This is a genomic window from Pantoea sp. JZ2 (genome assembly GCF_035191405.1).
GTDB classification, from domain to species: Bacteria; Pseudomonadota; Gammaproteobacteria; order Enterobacterales; family Enterobacteriaceae; genus Pantoea; species Pantoea stewartii.
On the sequence record NZ_CP045247.1, the window covers coordinates 756,283 to 778,245 of the forward strand.

A 21,963-nucleotide genomic window follows, 5' to 3' on the forward strand; every position below is an offset into this window, starting at 1 on the left:
GCTGACTGCGGCGCCAGCACATTTCAAAATGGTGCAGCATTTTACTCCAACTCGCGTCGGCTTGTAAAGCACCATGGATAATTAAGAACCAACAGGAGCGTGTGCCTGTGCGGCTGCCGGTTTTTTCCAGGGGCGGGAGTATAGCGCACTCTTTAGGCAGCAGAAAATGACTTTTTGCGTGGATTGAGTCCTCTTTTTGCACAGTGGCTATGCTAAACTGCGCGCCGCAAGAATGAGGTGAAGCAATGCGAATTCTGGGTATTGAAACATCGTGCGATGAAACCGGCATCGCAATCTATGATGACGAGGCTGGCTTAGTCGCGAACCAGCTCTACAGCCAGGTAAAACTGCATGCCGATTACGGCGGCGTGGTACCGGAACTGGCTTCGCGCGATCACGTACGTAAAACGGTGCCCCTGATTCAGGCGGCGCTGAAACAGGCGGGTTTAGCGCCGCAGCAGATTGATGCGGTGGCCTATACGGCGGGTCCGGGCCTGGTCGGCGCGCTGCTGGTGGGCGCGACGATTGGGCGCGCGCTGGCCTTTGCGTGGAAGGTGCCTGCGGTGCCCGTGCATCATATGGAAGGCCATCTGCTGGCGCCGATGCTGGAAGACAATCCACCCGCCTTCCCGTTTGTGGCCTTGCTGGTTTCTGGCGGCCACACGCAGCTGATCAGCGTTACCGGCATTGGTGAATATGTACTGCTTGGCGAGTCAATTGACGATGCCGCAGGCGAAGCCTTCGATAAAACCGCCAAATTGCTGGGGCTGGATTATCCCGGCGGTCCCATGCTGTCGAAAATGGCGCAGCAGGGCACGGCTGGACGCTTCACGTTCCCGCGTCCCATGACCGATCGTCCGGGGCTGGATTTCAGTTTCTCGGGCCTGAAGACCTTTGCGGCGAATACCATTCGTGGCCATGACGATGACGCGCAAACCCGTGCCGACATCGCCCGTGCGTTTGAAGATGCGGTGGTGGATACGCTGGCCATCAAATGCAAACGCGCCCTGGATGAAATCGGCTTTAAGCGGCTGGTGATTGCGGGCGGCGTGAGTGCCAACCGTACGCTGCGCGAGCAAATGGCGGTCATGATGCAGAAGCGCGGTGGTGAGGTGTTTTATGCCCGTCCTGAATTTTGCACCGATAACGGTGCCATGATTGCCTACGCGGGCATGGTGCGTCTGAAAGGCGGTACGCGGGGAGAGCTGGGCGTAAGCGTCAGGCCGCGCTGGCCGCTGGCCGAACTGCCTGCCATCTGACAGAAAAAAGCCGGTCAACCGGCTTTTTTTACGCTTACTGTTTCTTTTTGCGCTTCCAGATTTTACTTTCCTGACGACGCCACAGACGTTGGATGTTGTCATGATGCCGCAGCAAAATCAGGCAGGAGAGCATGGAAACCGGGAACGTAAACTGCGGTTTAAACCACCAGACATAGAACGGCGCAATCAGGGCGCTGACAATCGCCCCAAGCGATGAGTAGCCGCTGAGCAGCACGGTCAAGAGCCAGGTGCCGGTCATCAGCCCGGTCAGATCCCAGCCGATAGGCGCAATAGCACCAAACGCGGTCGCCACGCCTTTCCCACCCCTGAAGCGGAAAAACACCGGATAAATATGGCCCAGACAGGCGGCAATGGCGGTTAAGCCCAGATAGAGCGGGGGCACATGAAGCAGGTACGCCAGCCAGACAGGCACCATACCTTTCAGAATATCGAATACCAGCACCGTTGCTGCCGCCGCTTTGCCGCCAAGGCGCAGCACATTGGTGGCACCCGGGTTGCCTGAACCGTGGGTGCGGGGATCGGGTAGCCCGGCGAGTTTGCATACCAGAATCGCACTGGAGATGGACCCACACAGATACGCGAAAATAATCATACCAAGCGCGAAAGCACTCATAACACCGTCCCGTTTCCTTTGGGGTCGTTTTGATCACGTCAACTATGGATAATACGCACAATCTGCCGGAAGTGGTATCCGGCCTGGCCAAAAACAGAGAGCACCGTCATGGATATCGTCTTTATAGAACAACTCACCGTCTTCACTACAATTGGCGTTTACGACTGGGAGCAGGGGATTCAGCAGAAGCTGGTGATCGATATCGAAATGGCCTGGGATAACCGCCAGGCGGCCGCCAGTGACAATGTTAAGGATTGTCTGAGCTACGCTGACGTCTCTGAGGCGATTCTGACACATCTGACGGGCGGACGTTTTGCACTGGTCGAACGCGTTGCCGAAGAAATTGCGGATCTGTTGATGAACCGTTTCAATTCGCCCGGTGTGCGTATAAAGGTAGCAAAACCGGGCGCTGTAGCGCAGGCCGCGCAGGTTGGCGTGCGAATTGAGCGCGGGACTATTCCTAAATAGTGATGATGTGATTGCCATCACAATGAAACCAAACCAAATTATGGTCTGTCTCAGCAGATACCGTTTCGTTAGCAAAAACTCAACGGTAGTTAACCTTAAGGTTTTACTCAGACTGAAGCAGATAAGATTCAAGGCGATAGCGCGACTGCTAGCGCCTTTTTCATGGTTTTAAAACGGACAGAGGAAATACATTGATGGCAGATATTCATCAGCTGTGGGTAGCTGCAATCCTGGGCGTGGTAGAAGGGCTGACCGAGTTTTTACCGGTCTCTTCCACCGGGCACATGATTATAGTGGGGCATTTGCTTGGCTTTGAGGGTGACAAAGCCGAAACCTTTGAAGTCGTGATTCAGCTAGGCTCCATTCTGGCGGTAGTCGTGATGTTTTGGCGGCGTTTGTTTGGCCTGATCGGCATCCACTTTGGCGAAGTCAAACACGAAGGGACAGGAACCGGTCGCTTAACGCTGATTCATATCCTGCTGGGCATGATTCCTGCTGTCGTGATAGGGCTGGTCTTACACGATCAAATTAAAACGCTGTTTAATCCGATAAATGTTATGTATGCGCTGGTGGTCGGCGGTTTGCTGCTGTTAGCGGCGGAATTCCTGAAGCCAAAACAGCCAAAATCCGTTGGCGTGGATGACATTACCTATCGTCAGGCGTTTATGATCGGCTGCTTCCAGTGTCTGGCGCTGTGGCCGGGCTTCTCGCGTTCAGGTGCCACGATTTCAGGCGGAATGCTGATGGGCGTGAGTCGCTATGCGGCGTCCGAGTTCTCCTTTATCCTCGCCGTACCGATGATGATGGGGGCGACCGGGCTGGATCTGTATAAGAGCCTGGGCTTCCTGAGCATGGCCGACTTCCCGATGTTTGCAGTGGGTTTTATCACTGCCTTTGTCGTCGCGATGATTGCGATCAAAGTGTTCCTGGAGCTGATCAAACGCATCTCTTTCGTATCGTTTGCGGTCTACCGCTTTATCGTAGCGGCTGCGGTTTACATGCTGTTCACGTAAACCCAACGCGGCCAGGTCACTGGCCGCGTTAACCTCTGCCTTCGGCAACGGCGTCGATGCGGCGCCGCGTCAGCTCTTCCCGCACCGCACTCCCTTTAAAGCCCGCCTCAACCACCGCTTTCGATGACACGGCCTGCGCCCGCGCAAATGCGCGCCGCAGATAGTCGCCCTGTGGATACGGCATGCTGGCGAGCCCACCGCGCCCACGGGCATCGGCTTCGCTACACAGCGCCAGTTGATGCACGCGTTCAGGTTTACGCCAGGCGTCGAGACGGTCAAATAACGCCACAATCGCCTCAGAAGGCAACTGCTCAATGGTGTGCATCGTGTCGTGGAATTCGGTTACCAGCAGGGCTAAATCGCGAATGGCATTCGGCACGCGCAAACGCTCACAGAGTGCGGCAACCAGCGGCACGCCGGCGGGGCCATGACCGCGATGGCTGGGCCACTTTTCAACGGGCGTTAACGCTTTGCCTACATCGTGAAACAGCGTGGCAAAACGTACATCAATGGCCTCACTTAAGGCGGCGGACAGCGTCAATGCCATCAGCGTATGCACGCCCGTGTCAATTTCAGGATGCCATCTGGCGGGGGCGGGGATGCCATAAAGGTTATCGATTTCCGGGAACAGCACCTTCAGGGCACCGCAGTCACGCAGCACCTGAAAATAGACCTGAGGATTATGCGAGGACAGCGCTTTTTCGGTCTCTTTCCACACGCGCTCAGCGGTAAGATCGGCCAGCTCGCCGCTCTCGACCATTTGCCGCATCAGCGCCTGGGTTTCATCGGCAATGCGAAAGTTAAGGTGGGCAAAGCGCGCAGCAAACCGCGCCACGCGCAGCACGCGCAGCGGATCTTCACTAAAGGCTTCTGAAACGTGGCGCAGCAGTCGGTCAGCAATATCCTGTTGCCCCTGGTAGGGATCATAGAGCGTGCCGTTTTCATCGCGGGCGATGGCGTTGATCGTCAGATCGCGGCGTTGTAAATCCTGCTCCAGGGTGACGTCCGGGGCCGACCAGGTGGTAAAACCGGTATAGCCTTTGCCGTTTTTGCGTTCGGTGCGCGCCAGTGCATATTCTTCGCGGCTGTCAGGATGCAGAAACACCGGAAAATCGCGGCCCACCTGATGATAGCCCTGTTCCAGCATGCTTTCTGGCGTTGCGCCCACGACCACCCAGTCTTTGTCTTTAACCGGCAATTTCAACAACGCATCACGTACCGCACCGCCAACAAGAAACGTCTTCACGCACCACTCCAGAGATAAATAAGCGACCTGCGCGTCTGCGGGCGTCCTGCACCTGAATTCAGACGGGCACAATCCTTATTGTTACACAAATTCGACATATTGCAGACAGGCCAAAAGGGGCATCTTGCGATCCCCTTTTGCAGCGAGCGGTGGAAAAGGTTAGTTCATCCAGCGATCGTTTTTCTTGCGACGCGGCACCATATGCGGCAGCAACAGACCCAGCAGCAGGCCCACGCCGAGCACGCCGCCACCGTACATAAACCACTGCATGATGATCGTGCGCTGTTTGTCATCCAGCTGAACGTTAGCGGCATTGACCTTCTTCTGGGCCACGATCAGTTCGTTCTTCAGCTTCTGATTTTGCTCTTTCAGCCCATTGATGACGCTGTCGCTGCTGGCCACTTTATTCTGCATCTCGGCCGTGCGCTGGTTCCAGCTGTTGTCAATGTTCGCTAACTTAGCTGTCAGATCTTTAACCTGTTGTTCTAACTGAGGCACCCGGGTGCGCAGGCTGGGATTTTCACTCAACTGCGACAGGGGAATCCAGACGGTGCGGCCTTCCGCATCGCGCACCTGGCCATATTTGGTGGCGTCATTGGTTTGTAGCAGTTCGACCTGTTCACCCGCGTTCAGCTTACCGAGCAGGCGAAACTGGTCGCCGGGGCCGCTGCGAACCCAGGTGGATAATTCGTCAGAAACATAGCGTTTTTGATCGGCATGAGCAGGTGTAAGGGCGCTGAGGGCCAGCAAAGTGATTCCAGCAAGTGTGATTTTTTTCATTCGATTTCGTTTTGTTTAAAAATAAAGATAATTTACCGGCACAGTCTGTAGAGGCTTCGCATAAATCTGAATGAGAACTATCCTGGTCTCATAACAGTGCGAAAAGGCGAGCGAAAGCAGAAAGAAACCAGAGACAGCAAGGCTTCTGTGCATTACTCTTCGCCTGAAAACCCGCATTTTCGGCTCAGTGGATGCAGCAGAAGATAACCTTAAACGGGCAGGGAATATATCCTCAAGTGCCAGCGACGTAGTGAATAAAAAAATATGACCATCGAGATTGAGCTTAAGTTCATTGCAAAACCCAACGCTGCCGGGAAACTGGCAGAGAAGCTGGCGGCTTTTCCGCATCAGCATCAGGCAGCGCGCCAGCTGACCAATATCTATTTTGAAACCGACGATAACCAGTTACGTCGGTGGAACATGGGCTTACGTATTCGCGGCGTGGACCAGCGTTACGAAATGACGCTGAAAACGGCCGGCAGTACGCTGGGCGGTTTACATCAGCGCGGCGAATACAACGTTGACCTGACGGAACCTACGCTGGATATCAGCCGCCTGCCCGCCGACATCTGGCCAGAGGGAACGGATATCGCGGCCTTACAGCAGCGCCTGAACCCGCTGTTCAGCACGCATTTTGACCGTGAAATCTGGCTGGTGACGGCAGGTAAGAGCGAAGTGGAAATCGCGTTCGATAAAGGCGAGGTCGCGGCCGGTGAGCATCAGGAAGCGCTGTCAGAAGTCGAACTGGAGTTAAAAAGCGGTGAGCGCAGCGATATGCTGGCGTTTGCGCAGCAACTGATTGCCGTGGGCGACCTGCGTATGGGCAGCCTGAGCAAAGCGGCACGCGGCTATCAGCTGGCGAAAGGTAACCTTCCACGTGAATTACGTGCTTTTCCGCTTTTGAAAGCCGGACCGAAGGCGACGGTGGAAGCTGGCATGGTGGCGGCAATGGCCGCTGGCCTGGAGCACTGGCAATATCATGAAGAAGTGTGGTTACGGGGCAATAAGCGCGCGCGGGAATCAGTACGTGAAGCGCTGGACGTGCTGCGCCAGGCCTTTGCGCTCTTTGGTGCGTTAGTGCCGCGTAAGGCCAGTAGCGATCTGCGTCAGAAGCTGACGACGCTGGAAGAAACGCTGCTGAATGAAGACGTGGATGCAGACAGCTTCTGCTTCTCTACTCGCTCCGTAGAAACCCAGTTAGCACTTACTCACTGGCTGGCTGAGGCACAATGGACGCCGTGGATTGATCAGAAGGGGCAAGCCAAGCTGCAAGGTTCCTTCAAGCGCTTCGGCGATATCATGCTGGGCCGCATTAATGCCGATCTGAAAGAAACCTTTGCCACCATTCATCAGGCGAATGAATATCAGGACAAAGCCACGCGTCTCGATCGACAATTACTGGCCGTTCATTTGCTGGCGGGCGCTTACTCGCCGGACGCGGTAGAGCGCTGGCTGGCCCCGTGGCAGCAGCTACAGCGCGCCATACACGAAAAGCAGCACGTCAGCTTAGACGGCTTAACCGCGCAGGCAATGAAACAACCGCCGTTCTGGTTAACCAGCGGCTCGCCGCGCTGAATCTAACAGCACGCTATCAGGGAGAGAACATGTTGCCAGCCTTACCTACCGTATTGCGTACTCAGGCCGAGCGGGCGGTCGAACAGTCAGGTCTTACCGGTTCTGCTCTTACGGAAGAGCAGCTTGCCGGTCTGGCCTTCAGCGATTTCGTGCTCGACAACCTGCAGCAGAACCCGGACTGGTGGCAGGCGATCGCTGACCGCTCGCCTCAGCCTGAAGAGTGGCGGCACTACGCGCAGTGGCTGAGTGGTGACATGGCGGCGGCAGACAGCGAAGCCAGTCTGATGCGCGTGCTGCGCCTGTTTCGGCGTCGGATGCTGGTGCGCATTGCCTGGATGCAGTGCCTGCATCACGCCAGCACAGAACAGACGTTGCAACAGCTGAGTGTACTGGCGGAGGTCCTGATCAGTGCGGCGCGTGACTGGGTTTATCAGGACTGCTGTCGTGAGTTTGGCACGCCGTGTAATGCCGCGGGTGAGCCTCAGCCGCTGCTGATCCTGGGCATGGGAAAACTGGGCGGCGGCGAGCTGAATTTCTCCTCTGATATCGATTTAATTTTTGTCTGGCCCGAGAACGGCAGTACCCGTGGCGGTCGGCGTGAACTCGACAATGCGCAATTTTTTACCCGTATGGGGCAGCGCCTGATCAAGGTGCTCGATCAGCCCACCGCGGACGGGTTTGTTTACCGGGTGGATATGCGTTTACGGCCCTTTGGCGACAGTGGGCCGCTGGTGATGAGCTTTGCCGCGCTGGAAGATTATTACCAGGAGCAGGGGCGCGACTGGGAACGCTATGCCATGGTGAAAGCCCGACTGATGGGCGATGATCAGGATCGCTGGAGCCAGGAGTTGCAGCAGATGCTGCGGCCGTTTGTCTATCGCCGCTATATTGATTTCAGCGTGATTCAGTCGTTACGTAACATGAAGGCGATGATCTCACGTGAAGTGCGCCGCCGTGGCCTGAAAAATAACATTAAGCTGGGGGCGGGCGGCATCCGCGAAACGGAGTTTATCGTCCAGGTCTTTCAACTGATTCGCGGTGGACGTGAGCGCTCGCTTCAGCTCAGAGCCTTGCTGCCCACGCTTTCCGCCATTGAATCCCTGGGCTTACTGCCACCGGAGCAGGTTGCTGCACTGCGCGAGGCCTACCTGTTTTTGCGGCGGCTGGAAAACCTGCTGCAAAGCCTGGCCGATGAACAAACGCAAACGCTGCCGGAAGATGCCCTGCACCGCGCCCGACTGGCCTGGGCGATGCAGTGTCAGGACTGGTCAGAACTTAGCGCAAAACTGGATACGCACATGGCCGCCGTGCGGGCAATCTTTGACGAGCTGATTGGTGAAGATTCGCCGGATGTTGGCGATCAACCGGAGCTGGCCGATTTTAATATGCTCTGGCAGGACAGTCTGGAAGACAGCGAGCTGGCCCCGCTGGTTCCTCAACTGGACGCGGAACACTGTCAGGCGCTCAATCAGTCACTGGAAGCGTTTCGTCAGGATATCAGCCGCCGTTCCATTGGTCCGCGCGGTCGTCAGGCACTGGATCAGCTGATGCCGCGCCTGCTGAGCGAAGTCTGTCTGCGCAGCGATGCGGCCGTCACCTTTAGCCGGCTGGCACCGCTGCTGCTCAGCGTGCTGACGCGCAGTACCTATCTGGAGCTGCTGACGGAATATCACGGAGCCCTGCGGCACCTGATCCGTCTGTGTGCAGCCTCGCCGATGGTGGCAAGCCAGCTGGCGCATTATCCGCTGCTGCTGGATGAGCTTCTCGATCCCGCCACGCTGTATCAGCCCACCGCGACGGATGCCTATCGTGATGAACTGCGCCAGTACCTGATGCGCATTCCCGCCGATGATGAAGAGCAACAGCTTGAAGCGTTACGCCAGTTTAAACAGGCGCAGATGTTACGCATCGCGGCAGCCGACATTGCAGGGACATTGCCAGTGATGAAAGTGAGCGATCACTTAACCTGGCTGGCCGAAGCCATCATTGAATCGGTGGTGCAACAGGCCTGGAATATGATGGTGCAACGTTACGGTCGGCCTTCGCATCTGGTGCAGGAGCACGAGCGGGGCTTTACCGTGCTGGGCTATGGCAAGCTGGGTGGATGGGAGCTGGGTTACAGCTCCGATCTTGATCTGGTTTTTCTGCACGACTGCCCGCTGGACGCGGTGACCCAGGGCGAACGCAGCATTGACGGCCGACAGTTTTATCTGCGGCTGGCCCAGCGCATCATGCACCTGTTTAGCACCCGCACCTCATCCGGGATTTTGTACGAAGTGGATGCGCGCCTGCGTCCTTCCGGTGCGGCGGGCATGCTGGTCAGCACGTTCGACGCTTTTGATGACTATCAACGTAACGAAGCCTGGACATGGGAACATCAGGCGCTGGTGCGTGCCCGGGTTGTCTTCGGTGAGCCCGCCCTGAGCGAACGTTTCAACGCCATTCGCCGGGCGATTCTCTGCCTGCCCCGTGAACCGGCGGCGTTGCAAACCGAGGTCAGGGAGATGCGTGATAAAATGCGCGCGCATCTGAGCAATAAGCATAAAGGGCGCTGGGAGATCAAAACCGACGAAGGCGGCATTACCGATATCGAGTTTATTGCCCAATATCTGGTACTGCGCTATGCCGCAGCAGAGCCTGCCTTAACGCGCTGGTCGGACAATGTGCGGATCTTTGAACTGATGGCAAACCATCAAAAAATGGCAGACGACGAAGCGGCGGCGTTAACCCATGCCTATGTCACGCTGCGCGATGCCTTGCACCATCTGGCGCTGCAGGCGCTGCCGGGACACGTCGAACCGGATGCCTTTGCGCAGGAAAGAGCGTCGGTCAACGCCAGCTGGCAGCGGTGGTTGCAGTCAGCAGAATCTCTCACGGCGTGATGCTGATAGCAACTGTGCTATCATCCGCGCACTATTTTGAATGCAGTCTGGAGTGTCTGGAATGAAAGTTACTCTGCCCGCGTTCGGCCAGGCTTCGGTACTGGTCGTTGGCGATGTCATGTTGGATCGTTACTGGTATGGCCCTACCAGCCGTATTTCCCCTGAAGCCCCGGTGCCGGTGGTGAAAGTGGAGACCGTTGAAGAACGCCCTGGCGGCGCCGCTAACGTGGCGATGAATATTGCTGCGCTGGGTGCCGGTTCTCGGTTGATCGGGCTGACCGGTGAGGACGATGCGGCTCAGGTCCTGAGTAAAACGCTGAAGGACGTTCGTGTTGACTGCGATTTTGTCACGTTAAAAAGCCATCCGACGATCACCAAACTGCGTGTGCTGTCCCGCAACCAGCAGCTTATCCGCCTGGATTTTGAAGAAGGTTTTGAGCAGGTTGATGCCGCACCGATGCACGAAAAAATGCGCCAGTCGCTGGCCAGCAGTGGCGCGGTGGTGCTGTCGGATTACGGCAAAGGGGCGCTCGACAGCGTTCAGCAGATGATCACTCTGGCGCGTGAAGCCAGTGTGCCCGTCCTGATCGATCCGAAAGGCACCGATTTTGCCCGCTATCGCGGCGCGACGCTGCTGACGCCCAACCTGTCGGAATTTGAAGCTGTTGTCGGTAAATGCAGGACGGAGCAGGAAATTGTTGAACGCGGCATGAAACTGATTGCCGATTGCGACCTTTCCGCGCTGCTGGTCACGCGTTCTGAGAATGGCATGTCGCTGCTACAGCCGGGGAAAGCGCCGCTGCACTTGCCCACGCAGGCACAGGAAGTGTTTGACGTTACCGGCGCCGGGGATACGGTGATTGGTGTGCTTGCTGCTGCTCTGGCGGCGGGGGATTCGCTGGAAGAAGCCTGTTTCCTGGCCAACGCGGCAGCCGGTGTGGTGGTGGGTAAACTGGGAACCTCAACCGTCAGCATCGTGGAGCTCGAAAACGCCATTCATGCCCGTCCGGAGCGCGGTTTTGGCATCATGACCGAAGCGGAACTGAAAGAGGCCGTCGCTATGGCCCGTCAGCGCGGCGAAAAAGTGGTCATGACCAATGGCGTCTTCGACATCCTGCATGCCGGTCATGTTTCCTACCTCGCAAACGCCCGTAAACTGGGCGATCGCCTGATTGTGGCGGTAAACAGCGATGCGTCGACGAAACGTCTTAAAGGCGACAGCCGTCCGGTGAATCCGCAGGAAAACCGGATGATCGTGCTGGGTGCACTGGAAGCCGTAGACTGGGTAGTGCTGTTTGAAGAAGATACGCCGCAGCGTTTGATCGCCAGCATATTACCGGATTTACTGGTGAAAGGCGGGGATTACAAGCCGGAAGACATTGCAGGCAGTAAGGAAGTCTGGGCGAATGGCGGTGACGTGCGGGTGCTGAACTTTGAAGATGGCATTTCAACCACCAATATCATTAAAACCATTCGCGGCAACTGAGTCGTGATGGCGGGAGCGCAGGCTCCCGCCAGCCAGCATCACTCGCCGGATTTATCCGCAGGGTTCGCCGCCGGGACAATCGCCGGTGCCGGGCCTGGCGTGGTGGGCACCGCGGGTGCAGACGATGCGGTCCCGGTTCCTTTGCTTTCCAGCTGGGCCAGACGTTGTTCCAGCGCCGCCAGTTTTTCCCGCGTACGCAGTAAAACCTGAGTCTGTACATCAAACTCTTCACGGTTGACCAGATCCATGCGGGTCAGCTGGGCCTGCAGAGTCTGCCGTATTTTCTTTTCAACATCATCGCCAAATTCACGAACTCCCTTCGGCAGCGCGTCATGAACCTGACGGGCAATTTGTTCAATTTTTTTCGTGTCGATCATGATGATTTCCTGGTTACGGGTTGCTGTGGCAGCATTTTACCAACGCTAGAGTCACTTAAGTGTAATGCCTGAATTGAAAAGGTTAAACCTGAAATCCATAGCGCAAAAAAAGCTAAAGCAATAATGGCTTTGTGGATTGCTGCCCTGACGGGGAAACGTTATAGTTAAAACGCTTATTCTCAGGGCGGGGCGAAATTCCCCACCGGCGGTAAATCAGCCCAGGCTGAAAGCCCGCGAGCGCTTCGCTGTAATGGTGAAGGTCAGCAGATCCGGTGTAATTCCGGGGCCGACGGTTAAAGTCCGGATGGGAGAGGGTAACGACATCTGTCAGGCATTATGTCTGTTTTGCGTCATTGCTACGTCTTTACGACGTCACTCCTAAGCTTGCCCTGATTCTGGTAACCCAACACATTTATAAGGTTTTATTACCATGAATCAGACTCTACTTTCTGAATTTGGCACGCCGAAACAGCGTGTAGAACGTGCTATTGCAGCCTTACGCGAAGGCCGTGGTGTTATGGTTCTCGACGATGAGAATCGCGAAAACGAAGGTGACATGATTTTCGCCGCGGAAACCATGACCGTGGAGCAGATGGCGTTAACCATTCGTCACGGCAGCGGTATCGTTTGTCTGTGCCTGACTGAAGAGCGTCGCCAGCAGCTGGCGCTGCCGATGATGGTGGAAAACAACACCAGCGCCTACGGCACCGGTTTCACCGTGACGATTGAAGCGGCAAAAGGCGTAACCACCGGCGTATCTGCTCAGGATCGTATCACCACTATCCGTGCCGCGATTGCCGATGACGCAAAACCTGAAGATTTAAACCGTCCGGGTCACGTCTTCCCGCTGCGTGCCCATGATGGCGGCGTTCTGACGCGCGGTGGCCACACCGAAGCCACTATCGATCTGGTGACGCTGGCAGGCTTCAAGCCGGCAGGCGTTCTGTGTGAACTGACCAACGACGACGGTTCCATGGCGCATGCGCCGGAAGTGATCGTGTTCGCGAAACAACACGCCATGCCCGTCGTCACCATCGAAGATTTGGTAGCCTACCGTCGCGAACACGAAACGCGTCAGGCCAGCTAGTTTTCGTCTTAATCAGGCCAGTTCTCTGGCCTGATCGTCTCGCCTTGTCCTGTCTGTGTGCTTCCTCAGTCCCTGCCATTTTTATTCAAAATTTCTGACAGAGAACATCATGCTTATCCGCGTGATCACGCCGGTAAAAAGCGTATCGTGGTGTTCACAGAATGAACACATCAAGGATCACTATGAGTCAGGTTCGCATGCCGGCGCTGTTTTTGGGACACGGCAGCCCAATGAATGCCTTAGAAGAAAACCGCTATACCGCTGCCTGGCGTAAAGCCGGTGAAACCCTGCCACGGCCACGTGCGATTCTGGCGGTTTCGGCTCACTGGTACACACAGGGAACTGCTGTGACGGCGATGGACAATCCACGCACTATTCACGATTTTGGCGGCTTTCCTCAGGCGCTTTTTGATATCCGTTATTCCGCGCCGGGCTCACCCGCACTGGCGGAAGAGATTGCGGAACGGTTATCCCCGGTGCCGGTTCATCTGGATCACGCATGGGGATTGGATCATGGCTCGTGGGGCGTGCTGATTAAGATGTATCCCGACGCAGATATCCCGGTCGTCCAGCTCAGTATCGACAGCGGCAAGCCCGCCGCCTGGCATTTCGGGATGGGAAGAAAGCTGTCTGCGCTGCGCGATCGCGGCGTGATGATCGTCGCCAGCGGTAACGTGGTGCACAACCTGCGTAAAGTTCTCTGGGGCGGTGGCGAAGCTTACAGTTGGGCCACGGGGTTCAATAACTTCGTGCGGGACAATCTGGCGGTGCAGGCCGAGGCGGATGCACATCCGTTGGTGAGTTTTATGCAGCATCCGGATGCGGCCTTATCCAACCCGACGCCGGAACATTTCCTGCCATTGCTGTATGTGCTGGGCTCCCGTCACGCAGATGAGCCTGTGACCGTTCCGGTGGAAGGTATGGAGATGGGCGCAATCAGTATGTTGTCGGTACAGGTCGGTTAACGCGCAAGACAGGCCAGCGAACTGGCCTGGAGCTAAAAGGCTATTCAATAAAGGCGTGCGGATAGAAACGCGACAGATCCTGCGTGATCAACTCCCGATCTTCCCGCAGGCCAATCCCGGCCGGTTGATCGTCGATGAGCCAACTGCCAATCAGCGTATAACTGTCACCAAATTTTGGCAGCGGATGGAACTGCTGCACAATCATGCCTTCTTCGCCGTATGGACCATCCACCCGGGCGATCTCTTTGCCGTTTTCCACGATACGAATGTTAGCGCCTTCGCGGGAGAACAGCGGTTTGACCACATACTTGTCCATAGGCGGCACGTCGTCTTCAGCAAACCAGGCAGGCAGCAGGTTGGGATGATTGGGAAACATCTGCCACAGCATTGGCAATAACGCTTTGTTTGACAGAATGCTTTTCCAGGCGGGTTCAAGCCACCGCACGCCCGCATCCGCCAGCTTGGTCGAAAACATTTCGCGCAGCATAAATTCCCACGGGTAAAGCTTAAACAGATTACTGATCACCTGATCGTGCGGGTCAGTAAACTGGCCTTTCTCACCCAGTCCTATCTCATCAATATAGAGAAATTCGCTGGGTAAGCCGGCTTCCGTGGCGCAGTCCTGCAGGTATTGCACCGTGCCGCGATCTTCCTCGGTATCCCGGCAGCAGGCAAAGTGCAGCCAGTTAAAGCCGTGCTGCTGATGCAGCACCGTGAAGCGATCGATAAGCTTTTCCTGCAGGCTGTTAAACTGGTCGCTGCCAGGCGGCAACTGGCCCGCATTCAGCTGGTCTTCCAGCCACTGCCACTGGAAAAACGCCGCTTCATACAGCGAGGTCGGTGTATCGGCGTTGTTTTCCAGCAGTTTGGCATCGCCTCGGCCATCCCACGCCAGATCGAGACGGGAATAAAGTGAAGGCTGACGCTGATTCCACGAGTCACGCACAAAATCCCAGGTGTGTTTTGGAATACGGAACCGGGTAAGCAGGGCTTCACTGTTTACCACTTTTTCCACCACCTGCAGACACATCTGATGAAGTTCGGCGGTCACCTCCTCCAGATAGTCGATTTGCGCCAGGGTAAACTGATAGTAAGCATCTTCGCACCAGTAGGGCTCACCGTGCATGGTGTGAAAACGAAAACCAAACTCTGTGGCTTTTTCCCGCCAGCCCGGACGCTCAGAAATCGCGATACGTTGCATAAACGGTATTAGCCTCCCAGCGAACGACTGGAGGTGCCGGAAGCACTGCTGCGCTGCATCGCGTTTTGTTTCGCAACCGTTTCGCCAAAACCACCACGTGTGATGGTGGAGGTGGTGGTCGGTTTCTGCGCCAGGGCAGTTTTGGGCACGTTCATGGTTTTACCTGGGGTGGCATTACCGTAGTTACGGCCAGAGGCATCCACAAACTGACCGTTTGCCGGGCTGTTGGGGGTTTTCGGTGAGAACAACGGTTGCTGGGCAAAGCCCGCGCCACCGCCCATCATGCGCCCCATCATGTAGCCTGCCATTAACGGCATCCAGAAGCTGCCACTTTGCTGCGCTTCGGCATTCGTACTGCCTGTGCCCGCCTGTGCCGGTGCCTGCTGGCACTGGTTTTCACCAAATTCGGCGACACAGTCTTCACGTGTCGCATATTTTGGCGCGGTGCGTTCAGCTTCCTTTTTCGCGTTGTTAAACGCGGTGGTGCACTGCGCACTTTGTCCCGGATTGGCTTTTGAACAGTCGTCCGCGTTTTGATAAAGGGTGACGGTTTCGTCGTTTTGCTCACAACCTGCCAGCATAAATACCGCTGAAACAGCGATAGCAACAGGCGTTAAGTGTCTTGCTTGCCAGCTCTTACGAAAGGCGGCATAGCGGATCGTTTTAGTCCGTTTCATTATAAATATCCTGTGCCCAAAGGTAGTGCATAGAATAGGGGATGAGTGGTGAGAAATGAAGCTAACGGCCAGGCAGGACGGGGATCTTTACGTAGTTATACGTTTTGCAGAGAGGCGGGCCGCAAAGCAGCCCGCAACAGGCTTAGTGACTGAACGGATTACGGCTGCTCTTATGTGCGGCCTTATGTACGGGGGCCGGTGCTGGTGCCGTTTCGGAAGTGGAGATGTGATCTTCACCCAGCACCTGCTGTACATTTTGTGGCTGAACCGTTTCCGGCGAGGTTGAGATTTCTTTACCTAACTGACTGTTAAGCACACCCAAACTCTGCTCGTTCAGCGTGCCCAGGGCATAGCTGATATTCAACTGGTTAATCAGATAGCTGTAACGCGCATCCGACAACTGCTGCTTAGCGTTATAAAGCGTTGATGTCGCATTCAGCACGTCAACGATGGTACGGGTTCCCACCTGGTAACCGGCTTCCATCGCGTCTAATGAACTTTGCGCGGATACCACGGCTTGTTTGTAAGCGGCAATGCTACTTGCTGACGCATTGACGTTGTTGTAAGACGAGCGCACGGTCTGCACGGCTGAACGGTGCGCGGCTTCCAGCTGCTCACTGGCGCTGACAAAGTTGTATTGCGCCTGTTTCACCTGCGAGGTCACGCTGCCACCGCTGTAAAGCGGCAGGGTAAAGCTCAGGCCCACTTTGTTGTTGCCGGTGATGGAATCTGTCGAGCTGGCATTTTGCTCAGCACGGCTTCCGCCGTATTTGCTGTTGGACAGGCCAGTCGAGGCGGTCAGATCCAGCGTCGGTAAATGGCCCGCCTCCGCTGAACGGATTTGCTCACGGGCTAAGTCCTGGTTCAGACGGGCAGAAAGCAGGTTCAGGTTGCGGCTTTCAGCCTGCTTAAGCAGCGAGTTAACCGCTTCAGGTTTAGTGGTTTTGAAGCGATCAATATCCAGCGACGCCAGCGCCAGGTAATCCATACCGGTAATCTGACGCAGAGACTCCACTGCGTTGTCCAGGTCATTACGCGCGGTCACTTCATTCGCCAGGACACTGTCGTACTGCGCGCGGGCGTTCTGCACGTCGGTGATGGCGACCAGGCCCACGTTGAAGCGCTGGGTCGTTTGATCCAGTTCGCGATAAATCGACATCTTCTGCGCTTCGACGTAAGAAAGCGTATCAATGGCTTTCAGCACATTGAAGTAGGCCGTCGCGGTGTTCAGAATCAGATCCTGCTGGGCGACCTGGTAGGTCACATCCTGAATACCGGCTGCTTTTTCCTGCAGCGTCAGCGCACGCCATTTTGACATATCGAAAATGGTTTGCGTCAATTGCAGCGAGCCACTGGTGGTATTGGAGTGAATACCGCTACTATCACGGTAGCCGTTTGCGTAGGTATAGTCTGCACCCAAACCCAGTTGGGGTAATAAAGGACTGCGCGCTTCGTTAATTTTCTCGAACGCCGCATCACGCGTCGCCGCAGAGCTACGCAGATCAGGGTTGCTTAAACGCGCTTGCTGGTAAACCTGAAGCAGGTTTTCCGCCTGGCTGGCGAAGCTGAAACCGCCCAGGCTCAGCCCAATAAAAAATGGGAGCAGTTTTTTCATTTGCATTCCTTTTGTTGCAGCAAATCGCAGTGACTGTGCCGCCTGTAAGCCAAAAATTATCGCAGATTCTAGCAGAGGGCAACTGTGAGATAAGGTGGCTGAACGTGCCATATTTGTGTGTTTCAGGTAAATAACTCAGTAATAACCCTTTGGATGGCATCTGGGCTTGTGTTTTATCTGTGTTATCCCAATCTGCATAAGGAACTTAATGATGAAGGACAATAAAACATCACCTGTGACTTTCACAAAAAATGATGTAGAAATTATTGCACGAGAAACCGCGTACGAGGGTTTTTTTTCCATTGTGCGTTATCGCTTTCGTCATCGGTTGTTTAATGGCCAAATGAGCCGGGAAGTGACGCGTGAAGTTTTTGAGCGCGGTCATGCCGCTGTGCTGCTACCTTATGATCCCGTCCGTGATGAAGTGGTGCTGATTGAACAGATCCGCATCCCGGCTTTCGATTGCAGTCCCACGCCCTGGCTGCTGGAAATGGTGGCAGGCATTATTGAACCGGGTGAAACCCCGGAGCAGGTGGTGCGCCGTGAAGCCGTCGAAGAAGCGGATCTGACGGTTGGCCGGGTCAAACCGGTGCTGAACTACCTGGCCAGCCCCGGCGGCACCAGCGAACGGTTATCGGTAATGGTCGGAGAAGTGGATGCCAGCCAGGCAAAAGGATGCCATGGTCTGGAGGAAGAGAATGAGGATATTCTTGTCCATGTGGTCAGTCGTGAACAGGCTTACCACTGGGTGGAACAGGGGATTATTGATAACGCGGCATCTGTCATCGCCTTGCAATGGCTGGCACTGCACCATAAAAAACTTCGAGAAGAGTGGACGCAAAAATGAAACAGCGCTATATCCCTGATTTCCCCGAGATGATGAGGCTGTGCGAAACCAATTTCGCCCAGTTACGTCGTCTGCTACCACGTGATGACGCAGCAGGCGCATCGGTGATCTATCAGGTGAGTGGCGCCCGCTACCAGGTAACCGTTGAGGAATCAACGCGTTATACTACCCTGGTCGATATCCGTCAGACGGCCCCAGCCGTAAGTTACTGGAGCCTGCCGTCAATGTCTGTCAGGCTGTATCATGACGCGATGGTGGCTGAAGTGTGTTCGACACAGCAGATCTATCGGTTCAAAGCACGTTATGATTATCCGAATAAAAAAATGAATCAGCGTGATGAGAAGCATCAAATCAATCAGTTTCTTGCTGACTGGTTACGTTATTGCCTGACGCACGGCGCGATGGCAGTACCGGTTTGCTGATGCGTATAATGCACTGAATGGCGTAGAGACGAAGGAAACGCTTTGGATAGCCTGCTAACTCTTCCTGCGACAACAGAATCTGAGGTTCGGATTCTGCAAGTAACGGACACGCATTTGTTCGCAGGAAAACACGAATCCCTGCTGGGGGTGAATACCTGGGCCAGTTATGACGCGGTACTGGATGCGATCATCGCGCAGCAGCGTGATTATGATCTTATCGTTGCCACCGGCGATCTCTCTCAGGATCACTCAGTCGAAGCCTATCAGCATTTTGTTGAGGGCATTTCGCGCCTGCCTAAACCTTGCGTCTGGCTGCCGGGGAATCATGATTTTCAACCTGCGATGGTCGATACGCTGGCAGAGGCCGGCATTAACGCGCATAAGCATGTGCTGTTAGGCGAGCACTGGCAGGTTGTTCTGCTGGACAGCCAGGTCTTCGGCGTGCCCCATGGCATGTTAAGTGACTACCAGCTTGAGTGGCTGAATACCACGCTTGCCCGTTATCCGCAGCGCCATACGCTGGTGCTGTTGCACCATCATCCTTTAGCGTCGGGCTGCACCTGGCTTGATCAACACAGCCTGCGCAATCCGCATCAGTTAGACGCCGTGTTGCAGCACTATCCGCTGGCAAAAACGCTGGTCTGCGGCCATATTCATCAGGAAATGGATGTACCCTGGCAGGGCCGCCGTGTGCTGGCAACGCCGTCGACCTGCGTGCAGTTCAAACCGCACTGTACCAGCTTTACCATCGATACCGTTGCGCCCGGCTGGCGCTGGTTTACGCTGCACAATGACGGTCAGCTTGAGACCGAAGTCAACCGACTCACCACACAGGCTTTTCGCCCCGATCTGGATGCTGAAGGATATTAACGGATGAAGGCGCTGCTTTATCTGCACGGCTTTAACAGCTCACCGCGTTCAGCAAAAGCGACGTTGTTTAAACAGTGGCTGAGCCAGCATCATCCCGATATCGAGATGATTGTACCGCAGTTGCCCACGTTTCCTGCGGATGCGGCAGCTATGCTGGAAGATATTGTGCTCAGCCACAGCGGACGACAGCTGGGCCTCGTCGGTTCTTCGCTGGGCGGCTACTACGCCACCTGGCTGTCACAATGTTTTATGCTGCCGGCGGTGGTGGTCAATCCCGCCGTTCGCCCGTTTGAGTTGCTGGTGGATTTTTTGGGTGAAAATCAGAATCCCTACACCGGTCAGCAATATGTGTTAGAGTCTCGCCACATTTACGATCTGAAAGTGATGCAAGTTGATCCGCTGGAAGCGCCTGATTTATTGTGGTTGCTGCAACAAACCGGCGATGAAGTGCTCGACTACCGCCAGGCACTCGACTATTACAGCGCGTGCCGTCATACGGTTGAAGAGGGCGGAAATCATGCATTTACTGGATTCGAGCGCCATTTCCCGCAAATTCTGGACTTTCTGGGCCTGAATCACGCTTGAGCAACGTGGAAATCGCAACCATTTTCTTCATCTAATCAGACAGTTACCATGAGTCAATCAAGCTATAATGCGGGTGACATTGAGGTCCTGACTGGCCTTGAGCCGGTTCGCCGTCGCCCGGGAATGTATACCGATACGACGCGCCCTAACCACCTGGGTCAGGAAGTCATTGATAACAGCGTCGATGAGGCACTGGCGGGCCATGCCAAACGGGTAGAGGTGATTTTGCATGCCGATCAGTCGCTGGAAGTCATCGACGACGGGCGCGGCATGCCGGTGGACATCCACCCGGAAGAAGGCGTTCCGGCTGTTGAACTCATTTTGTGCCGGCTGCACGCGGGCGGTAAATTTTCCAATAAAAACTACCAGTTTTCCGGTGGCCTGCACGGCGTCGGGATTTCGGTGGTTAATGCCCTGTCCAAACGCGTTGAAGTGAATGTGCGCCGTAACGGCGAGATCTACACTATCGCCTTTGAAAATGGTGAAAAGGTGCAGGATCTGACCGTCACCGGCACGGTTGCCAAACGCAACACCGGCACCAGCGTCCATTTCTGGCCGGACGAACACTTCTTTGACAGCCCGCGTTTCTCGGTTTCCCGCTTATCTCACCTGCTGAAAGCGAAAGCCGTGTTGTGTCCGGGTGTCGAAATCGTCTTTAAAGACAAGCTCAACAATACCGAGCAGCGCTGGTGTTACGAAGATGGCCTGACAGATTATCTGTGTGAAGCCGTAAACGGCCTGCCGACGCTGCCGGAAAAACCGTTTGTGGGTGCCTTTGCAGGCGATATCGAAGCGGTGGACTGGGCGTTACTGTGGCTGCCGGAAGGCGGTGAGCTGTTGACCGAAAGCTATGTGAACCTGATCCCGACCATGCAGGGTGGGACACACGTTAATGGTCTGCGCCAGGGCCTGCTGGACGCCATGCGTGAGTTTTGCGAATACCGCAATATCCTGCCGCGTGGCGTGAAGCTGTCCGCCGAGGATATCTGGGATCGCTGTGCCTATGTGCTGTCGGTGAAAATGCAGGATCCACAGTTTGCCGGTCAAACCAAAGAGCGCTTATCTTCACGCCAGTGCGCCGCCTTCGTGTCAGCCGTGGTCAAAGATGCCTTCAGCCTGTGGCTGAACCAGAACGTGCAGGCGGCAGAACAGCTGGCAGAGCTGGCGATTTCCAGCGCCCAGCGCCGGATGCGCGCGGCGAAGAAGGTCGTGCGTAAAAAGCTGACCAGCGGCCCGGCGTTGCCCGGAAAACTGGCAGACTGTACAGCACAGGATCTGAATAAAACCGAACTGTTCCTGGTGGAAGGGGATTCGGCGGGCGGTTCAGCCAAGCAGGCACGCGACCGCGAATACCAGGCGATCATGCCGCTTAAAGGCAAGATCCTGAACACCTGGGAAGTCTCGTCGGATGAAGTGCTGGCCTCACAAGAGGTGCACGATATCTCTGTGGCGATCGGTATCGATCCCGACAGCGAAGATCTGACGCAGCTGCGCTACGGTAAGATCTGTATTCTCGCCGATGCCGACTCAGATGGGCTGCACATTGCCACGCTGCTCTGCGCGCTGTTCGTGAAGCACTTCCGCACGCTGGTGAAAAACGGCCACGTTTATGTAGCGATGCCGCCGCTTTATCGTATCGATCTGGGCAAAGAAGTGTATTACGCGCTGGATGAAGACGAGAAAGAGGGCGTACTGGAGCAGTTAAAGCGTAAGAAGGGCAAACCGAACGTTCAGCGCTTTAAAGGTCTGGGTGAAATGAACCCGCTTCAGTTACGTGAAACCACGCTCGATCCGAATACCCGCCGTCTGGTTCAGCTTACCGTCAGTGACGACGATATTGAGCAGACGCTGCGGACGATGGACATGCTGCTGGCGAAGAAGCGTTCTGAAGATCGCCGCAACTGGTTACAGGAAAAAGGCGACAAGGCCGATATCGAAGTCTGAGTCGGTTACCCGCTGCAAAAAGCCCCGGCC

20 protein-coding genes and 1 riboswitch are annotated in these 21,963 nt (G+C 55.6%); of the genes, 13 read left to right on the forward strand and 7 right to left on the reverse strand.

Annotated elements, in window-relative coordinates:
• Positions 1 to 245: 245 nt before the first annotated feature.
• Positions 246 to 1,259 (forward strand): tRNA (adenosine(37)-N6)-threonylcarbamoyltransferase complex transferase subunit TsaD, encoded by a 1,014-nt coding sequence (gene tsaD, locus GC087_RS03815; RefSeq protein WP_058702281.1) that lies wholly within the window; start codon positions 246 to 248, stop codon positions 1,257 to 1,259.
• A gap of 34 nt (positions 1,260 to 1,293) precedes the next feature.
• On the opposite strand, the gene plsY is transcribed toward tsaD, so the two are convergent.
• A complete protein-coding gene (gene plsY, locus GC087_RS03820) occupies positions 1,294 to 1,893 on the reverse strand; it encodes a glycerol-3-phosphate 1-O-acyltransferase PlsY (RefSeq protein WP_006118206.1) in 600 nt (199 codons plus the stop codon).
• 108 nt (positions 1,894 to 2,001) lie between these two features.
• Between plsY and folB the strand changes: the two genes are divergently transcribed.
• Both folB and bacA read left to right on the forward strand, forming a co-directional pair.
• Positions 2,002 to 2,361 (forward strand): bifunctional dihydroneopterin aldolase/7,8-dihydroneopterin epimerase, encoded by a 360-nt coding sequence (gene folB, locus GC087_RS03825; protein ID WP_058702280.1) that lies wholly within the window; start codon positions 2,002 to 2,004, stop codon positions 2,359 to 2,361.
• A gap of 194 nt (positions 2,362 to 2,555) precedes the next feature.
• Positions 2,556 to 3,374, forward strand: a complete 819-nt coding sequence (gene bacA, locus GC087_RS03830; RefSeq protein ID WP_054633121.1) for an undecaprenyl-diphosphate phosphatase — start codon at positions 2,556 to 2,558, stop codon at positions 3,372 to 3,374.
• A gap of 28 nt (positions 3,375 to 3,402) precedes the next feature.
• On the opposite strand, the gene GC087_RS03835 is transcribed toward bacA, so the two are convergent.
• Positions 3,403 to 4,620, reverse strand: coding sequence for a multifunctional CCA addition/repair protein (locus GC087_RS03835; protein WP_006118203.1), 1,218 nt, complete (start codon positions 4,618 to 4,620; stop codon positions 3,403 to 3,405).
• Between the two features lie 159 nt (positions 4,621 to 4,779).
• Entirely contained in the window at positions 4,780 to 5,400 is a 621-nt protein-coding gene (locus GC087_RS03840; RefSeq protein ID WP_006118202.1) for a TIGR04211 family SH3 domain-containing protein, read from the reverse strand.
• A gap of 264 nt (positions 5,401 to 5,664) precedes the next feature.
• On the opposite strand from GC087_RS03840, the gene GC087_RS03845 reads away from it, so the two are divergent.
• The 3 genes from GC087_RS03845 to hldE all read left to right on the forward strand — a co-directional run bounded on the left by GC087_RS03845 (position 5,665) and on the right by hldE (position 11,343).
• Positions 5,665 to 6,975: a CYTH domain-containing protein gene (locus GC087_RS03845; RefSeq protein WP_058702278.1), complete on the forward strand. Its 1,311-nt coding sequence runs from the start codon at positions 5,665 to 5,667 to the stop codon at positions 6,973 to 6,975.
• Positions 6,976 to 7,004: 29 nt separating this feature from the next.
• Entirely contained in the window at positions 7,005 to 9,857 is a 2,853-nt protein-coding gene (gene glnE, locus GC087_RS03850; protein ID WP_033739826.1) for a bifunctional [glutamate--ammonia ligase]-adenylyl-L-tyrosine phosphorylase/[glutamate--ammonia-ligase] adenylyltransferase, read from the forward strand.
• A 61-nt stretch (positions 9,858 to 9,918) separates the two neighbouring features.
• Complete coding sequence (hldE, locus tag GC087_RS03855) at positions 9,919 to 11,343, forward strand: bifunctional D-glycero-beta-D-manno-heptose-7-phosphate kinase/D-glycero-beta-D-manno-heptose 1-phosphate adenylyltransferase HldE (RefSeq protein ID WP_033739825.1); 1,425 nt, start codon at positions 9,919 to 9,921, stop codon at positions 11,341 to 11,343.
• Positions 11,344 to 11,381: 38 nt separating this feature from the next.
• Here hldE and ubiK read toward each other — a convergent pair whose 3' ends face one another.
• A complete protein-coding gene (gene ubiK / locus GC087_RS03860; RefSeq protein ID WP_006118198.1) occupies positions 11,382 to 11,720 on the reverse strand; it encodes a ubiquinone biosynthesis accessory factor UbiK in 339 nt (112 codons plus the stop codon).
• A gap of 171 nt (positions 11,721 to 11,891) precedes the next feature.
• Positions 11,892 to 12,040: riboswitch (FMN riboswitch) on the forward strand.
• A 110-nt stretch (positions 12,041 to 12,150) separates the two neighbouring features.
• On the opposite strand from ubiK, the gene ribB reads away from it, so the two are divergent.
• Both ribB and ygiD read left to right on the forward strand, forming a co-directional pair.
• Positions 12,151 to 12,807 (forward strand): 3,4-dihydroxy-2-butanone-4-phosphate synthase, encoded by a 657-nt coding sequence (gene ribB / locus GC087_RS03865; protein ID WP_324029720.1) that lies wholly within the window; start codon positions 12,151 to 12,153, stop codon positions 12,805 to 12,807.
• A 182-nt stretch (positions 12,808 to 12,989) separates the two neighbouring features.
• Positions 12,990 to 13,772 carry a 4,5-DOPA-extradiol-dioxygenase gene (gene ygiD / locus GC087_RS03870; RefSeq protein ID WP_058702276.1) on the forward strand — a complete coding sequence of 261 codons (783 nt, stop codon included), beginning with the start codon at positions 12,990 to 12,992 and terminating at the stop codon, positions 13,770 to 13,772.
• 40 nt (positions 13,773 to 13,812) lie between these two features.
• Here ygiD and GC087_RS03875 read toward each other — a convergent pair whose 3' ends face one another.
• The 3 genes from GC087_RS03875 to tolC all read right to left on the reverse strand — a co-directional run bounded on the left by GC087_RS03875 (position 13,813) and on the right by tolC (position 17,265).
• Positions 13,813 to 14,973 carry a glutathionylspermidine synthase family protein gene (locus GC087_RS03875; protein ID WP_324029722.1) on the reverse strand — a complete coding sequence of 387 codons (1,161 nt, stop codon included), beginning with the start codon at positions 14,971 to 14,973 and terminating at the stop codon, positions 13,813 to 13,815.
• Positions 14,974 to 14,981: 8 nt separating this feature from the next.
• The gene (locus tag GC087_RS03880; protein ID WP_058702275.1) at positions 14,982 to 15,650 is read right to left on the reverse strand and encodes a DUF1190 family protein; all 669 of its coding nucleotides are present in this window, start codon (positions 15,648 to 15,650) and stop codon (positions 14,982 to 14,984) included.
• Between the two features lie 142 nt (positions 15,651 to 15,792).
• Positions 15,793 to 17,265 carry an outer membrane channel protein TolC gene (tolC, locus tag GC087_RS03885; protein ID WP_006118193.1) on the reverse strand — a complete coding sequence of 491 codons (1,473 nt, stop codon included), beginning with the start codon at positions 17,263 to 17,265 and terminating at the stop codon, positions 15,793 to 15,795.
• A 211-nt stretch (positions 17,266 to 17,476) separates the two neighbouring features.
• Here tolC and nudF point away from each other — a divergent pair, with 211 nt between their 5' ends.
• The 5 genes from nudF to parE are packed head-to-tail and all read left to right on the forward strand — an operon-like array spanning position 17,477 to position 21,933.
• Positions 17,477 to 18,112 (forward strand): ADP-ribose diphosphatase, encoded by a 636-nt coding sequence (gene nudF, locus GC087_RS03890; RefSeq protein WP_033739821.1) that lies wholly within the window; start codon positions 17,477 to 17,479, stop codon positions 18,110 to 18,112.
• Positions 18,109 to 18,534: a DUF1249 family protein gene (locus GC087_RS03895; RefSeq protein ID WP_006118191.1), complete on the forward strand. Its 426-nt coding sequence runs from the start codon at positions 18,109 to 18,111 to the stop codon at positions 18,532 to 18,534. Before nudF ends, GC087_RS03895 begins: the two co-directional genes overlap by 4 nt.
• Before the next feature lie 42 nt (positions 18,535 to 18,576).
• Positions 18,577 to 19,404: a 3',5'-cyclic-AMP phosphodiesterase gene (gene cpdA, locus GC087_RS03900; RefSeq protein ID WP_006118190.1), complete on the forward strand. Its 828-nt coding sequence runs from the start codon at positions 18,577 to 18,579 to the stop codon at positions 19,402 to 19,404.
• Between the two features lie 3 nt (positions 19,405 to 19,407).
• The gene (gene yqiA / locus GC087_RS03905; RefSeq protein WP_033739817.1) at positions 19,408 to 19,989 is read left to right on the forward strand and encodes an esterase YqiA; all 582 of its coding nucleotides are present in this window, start codon (positions 19,408 to 19,410) and stop codon (positions 19,987 to 19,989) included.
• A gap of 48 nt (positions 19,990 to 20,037) precedes the next feature.
• On the forward strand, positions 20,038 to 21,933 hold the full coding sequence (parE, locus tag GC087_RS03910) for a DNA topoisomerase IV subunit B (RefSeq protein WP_006118187.1): 1,896 nt from the start codon (positions 20,038 to 20,040) through the stop codon (positions 21,931 to 21,933).
• Positions 21,934 to 21,963: the final 30 nt, after the last annotated feature.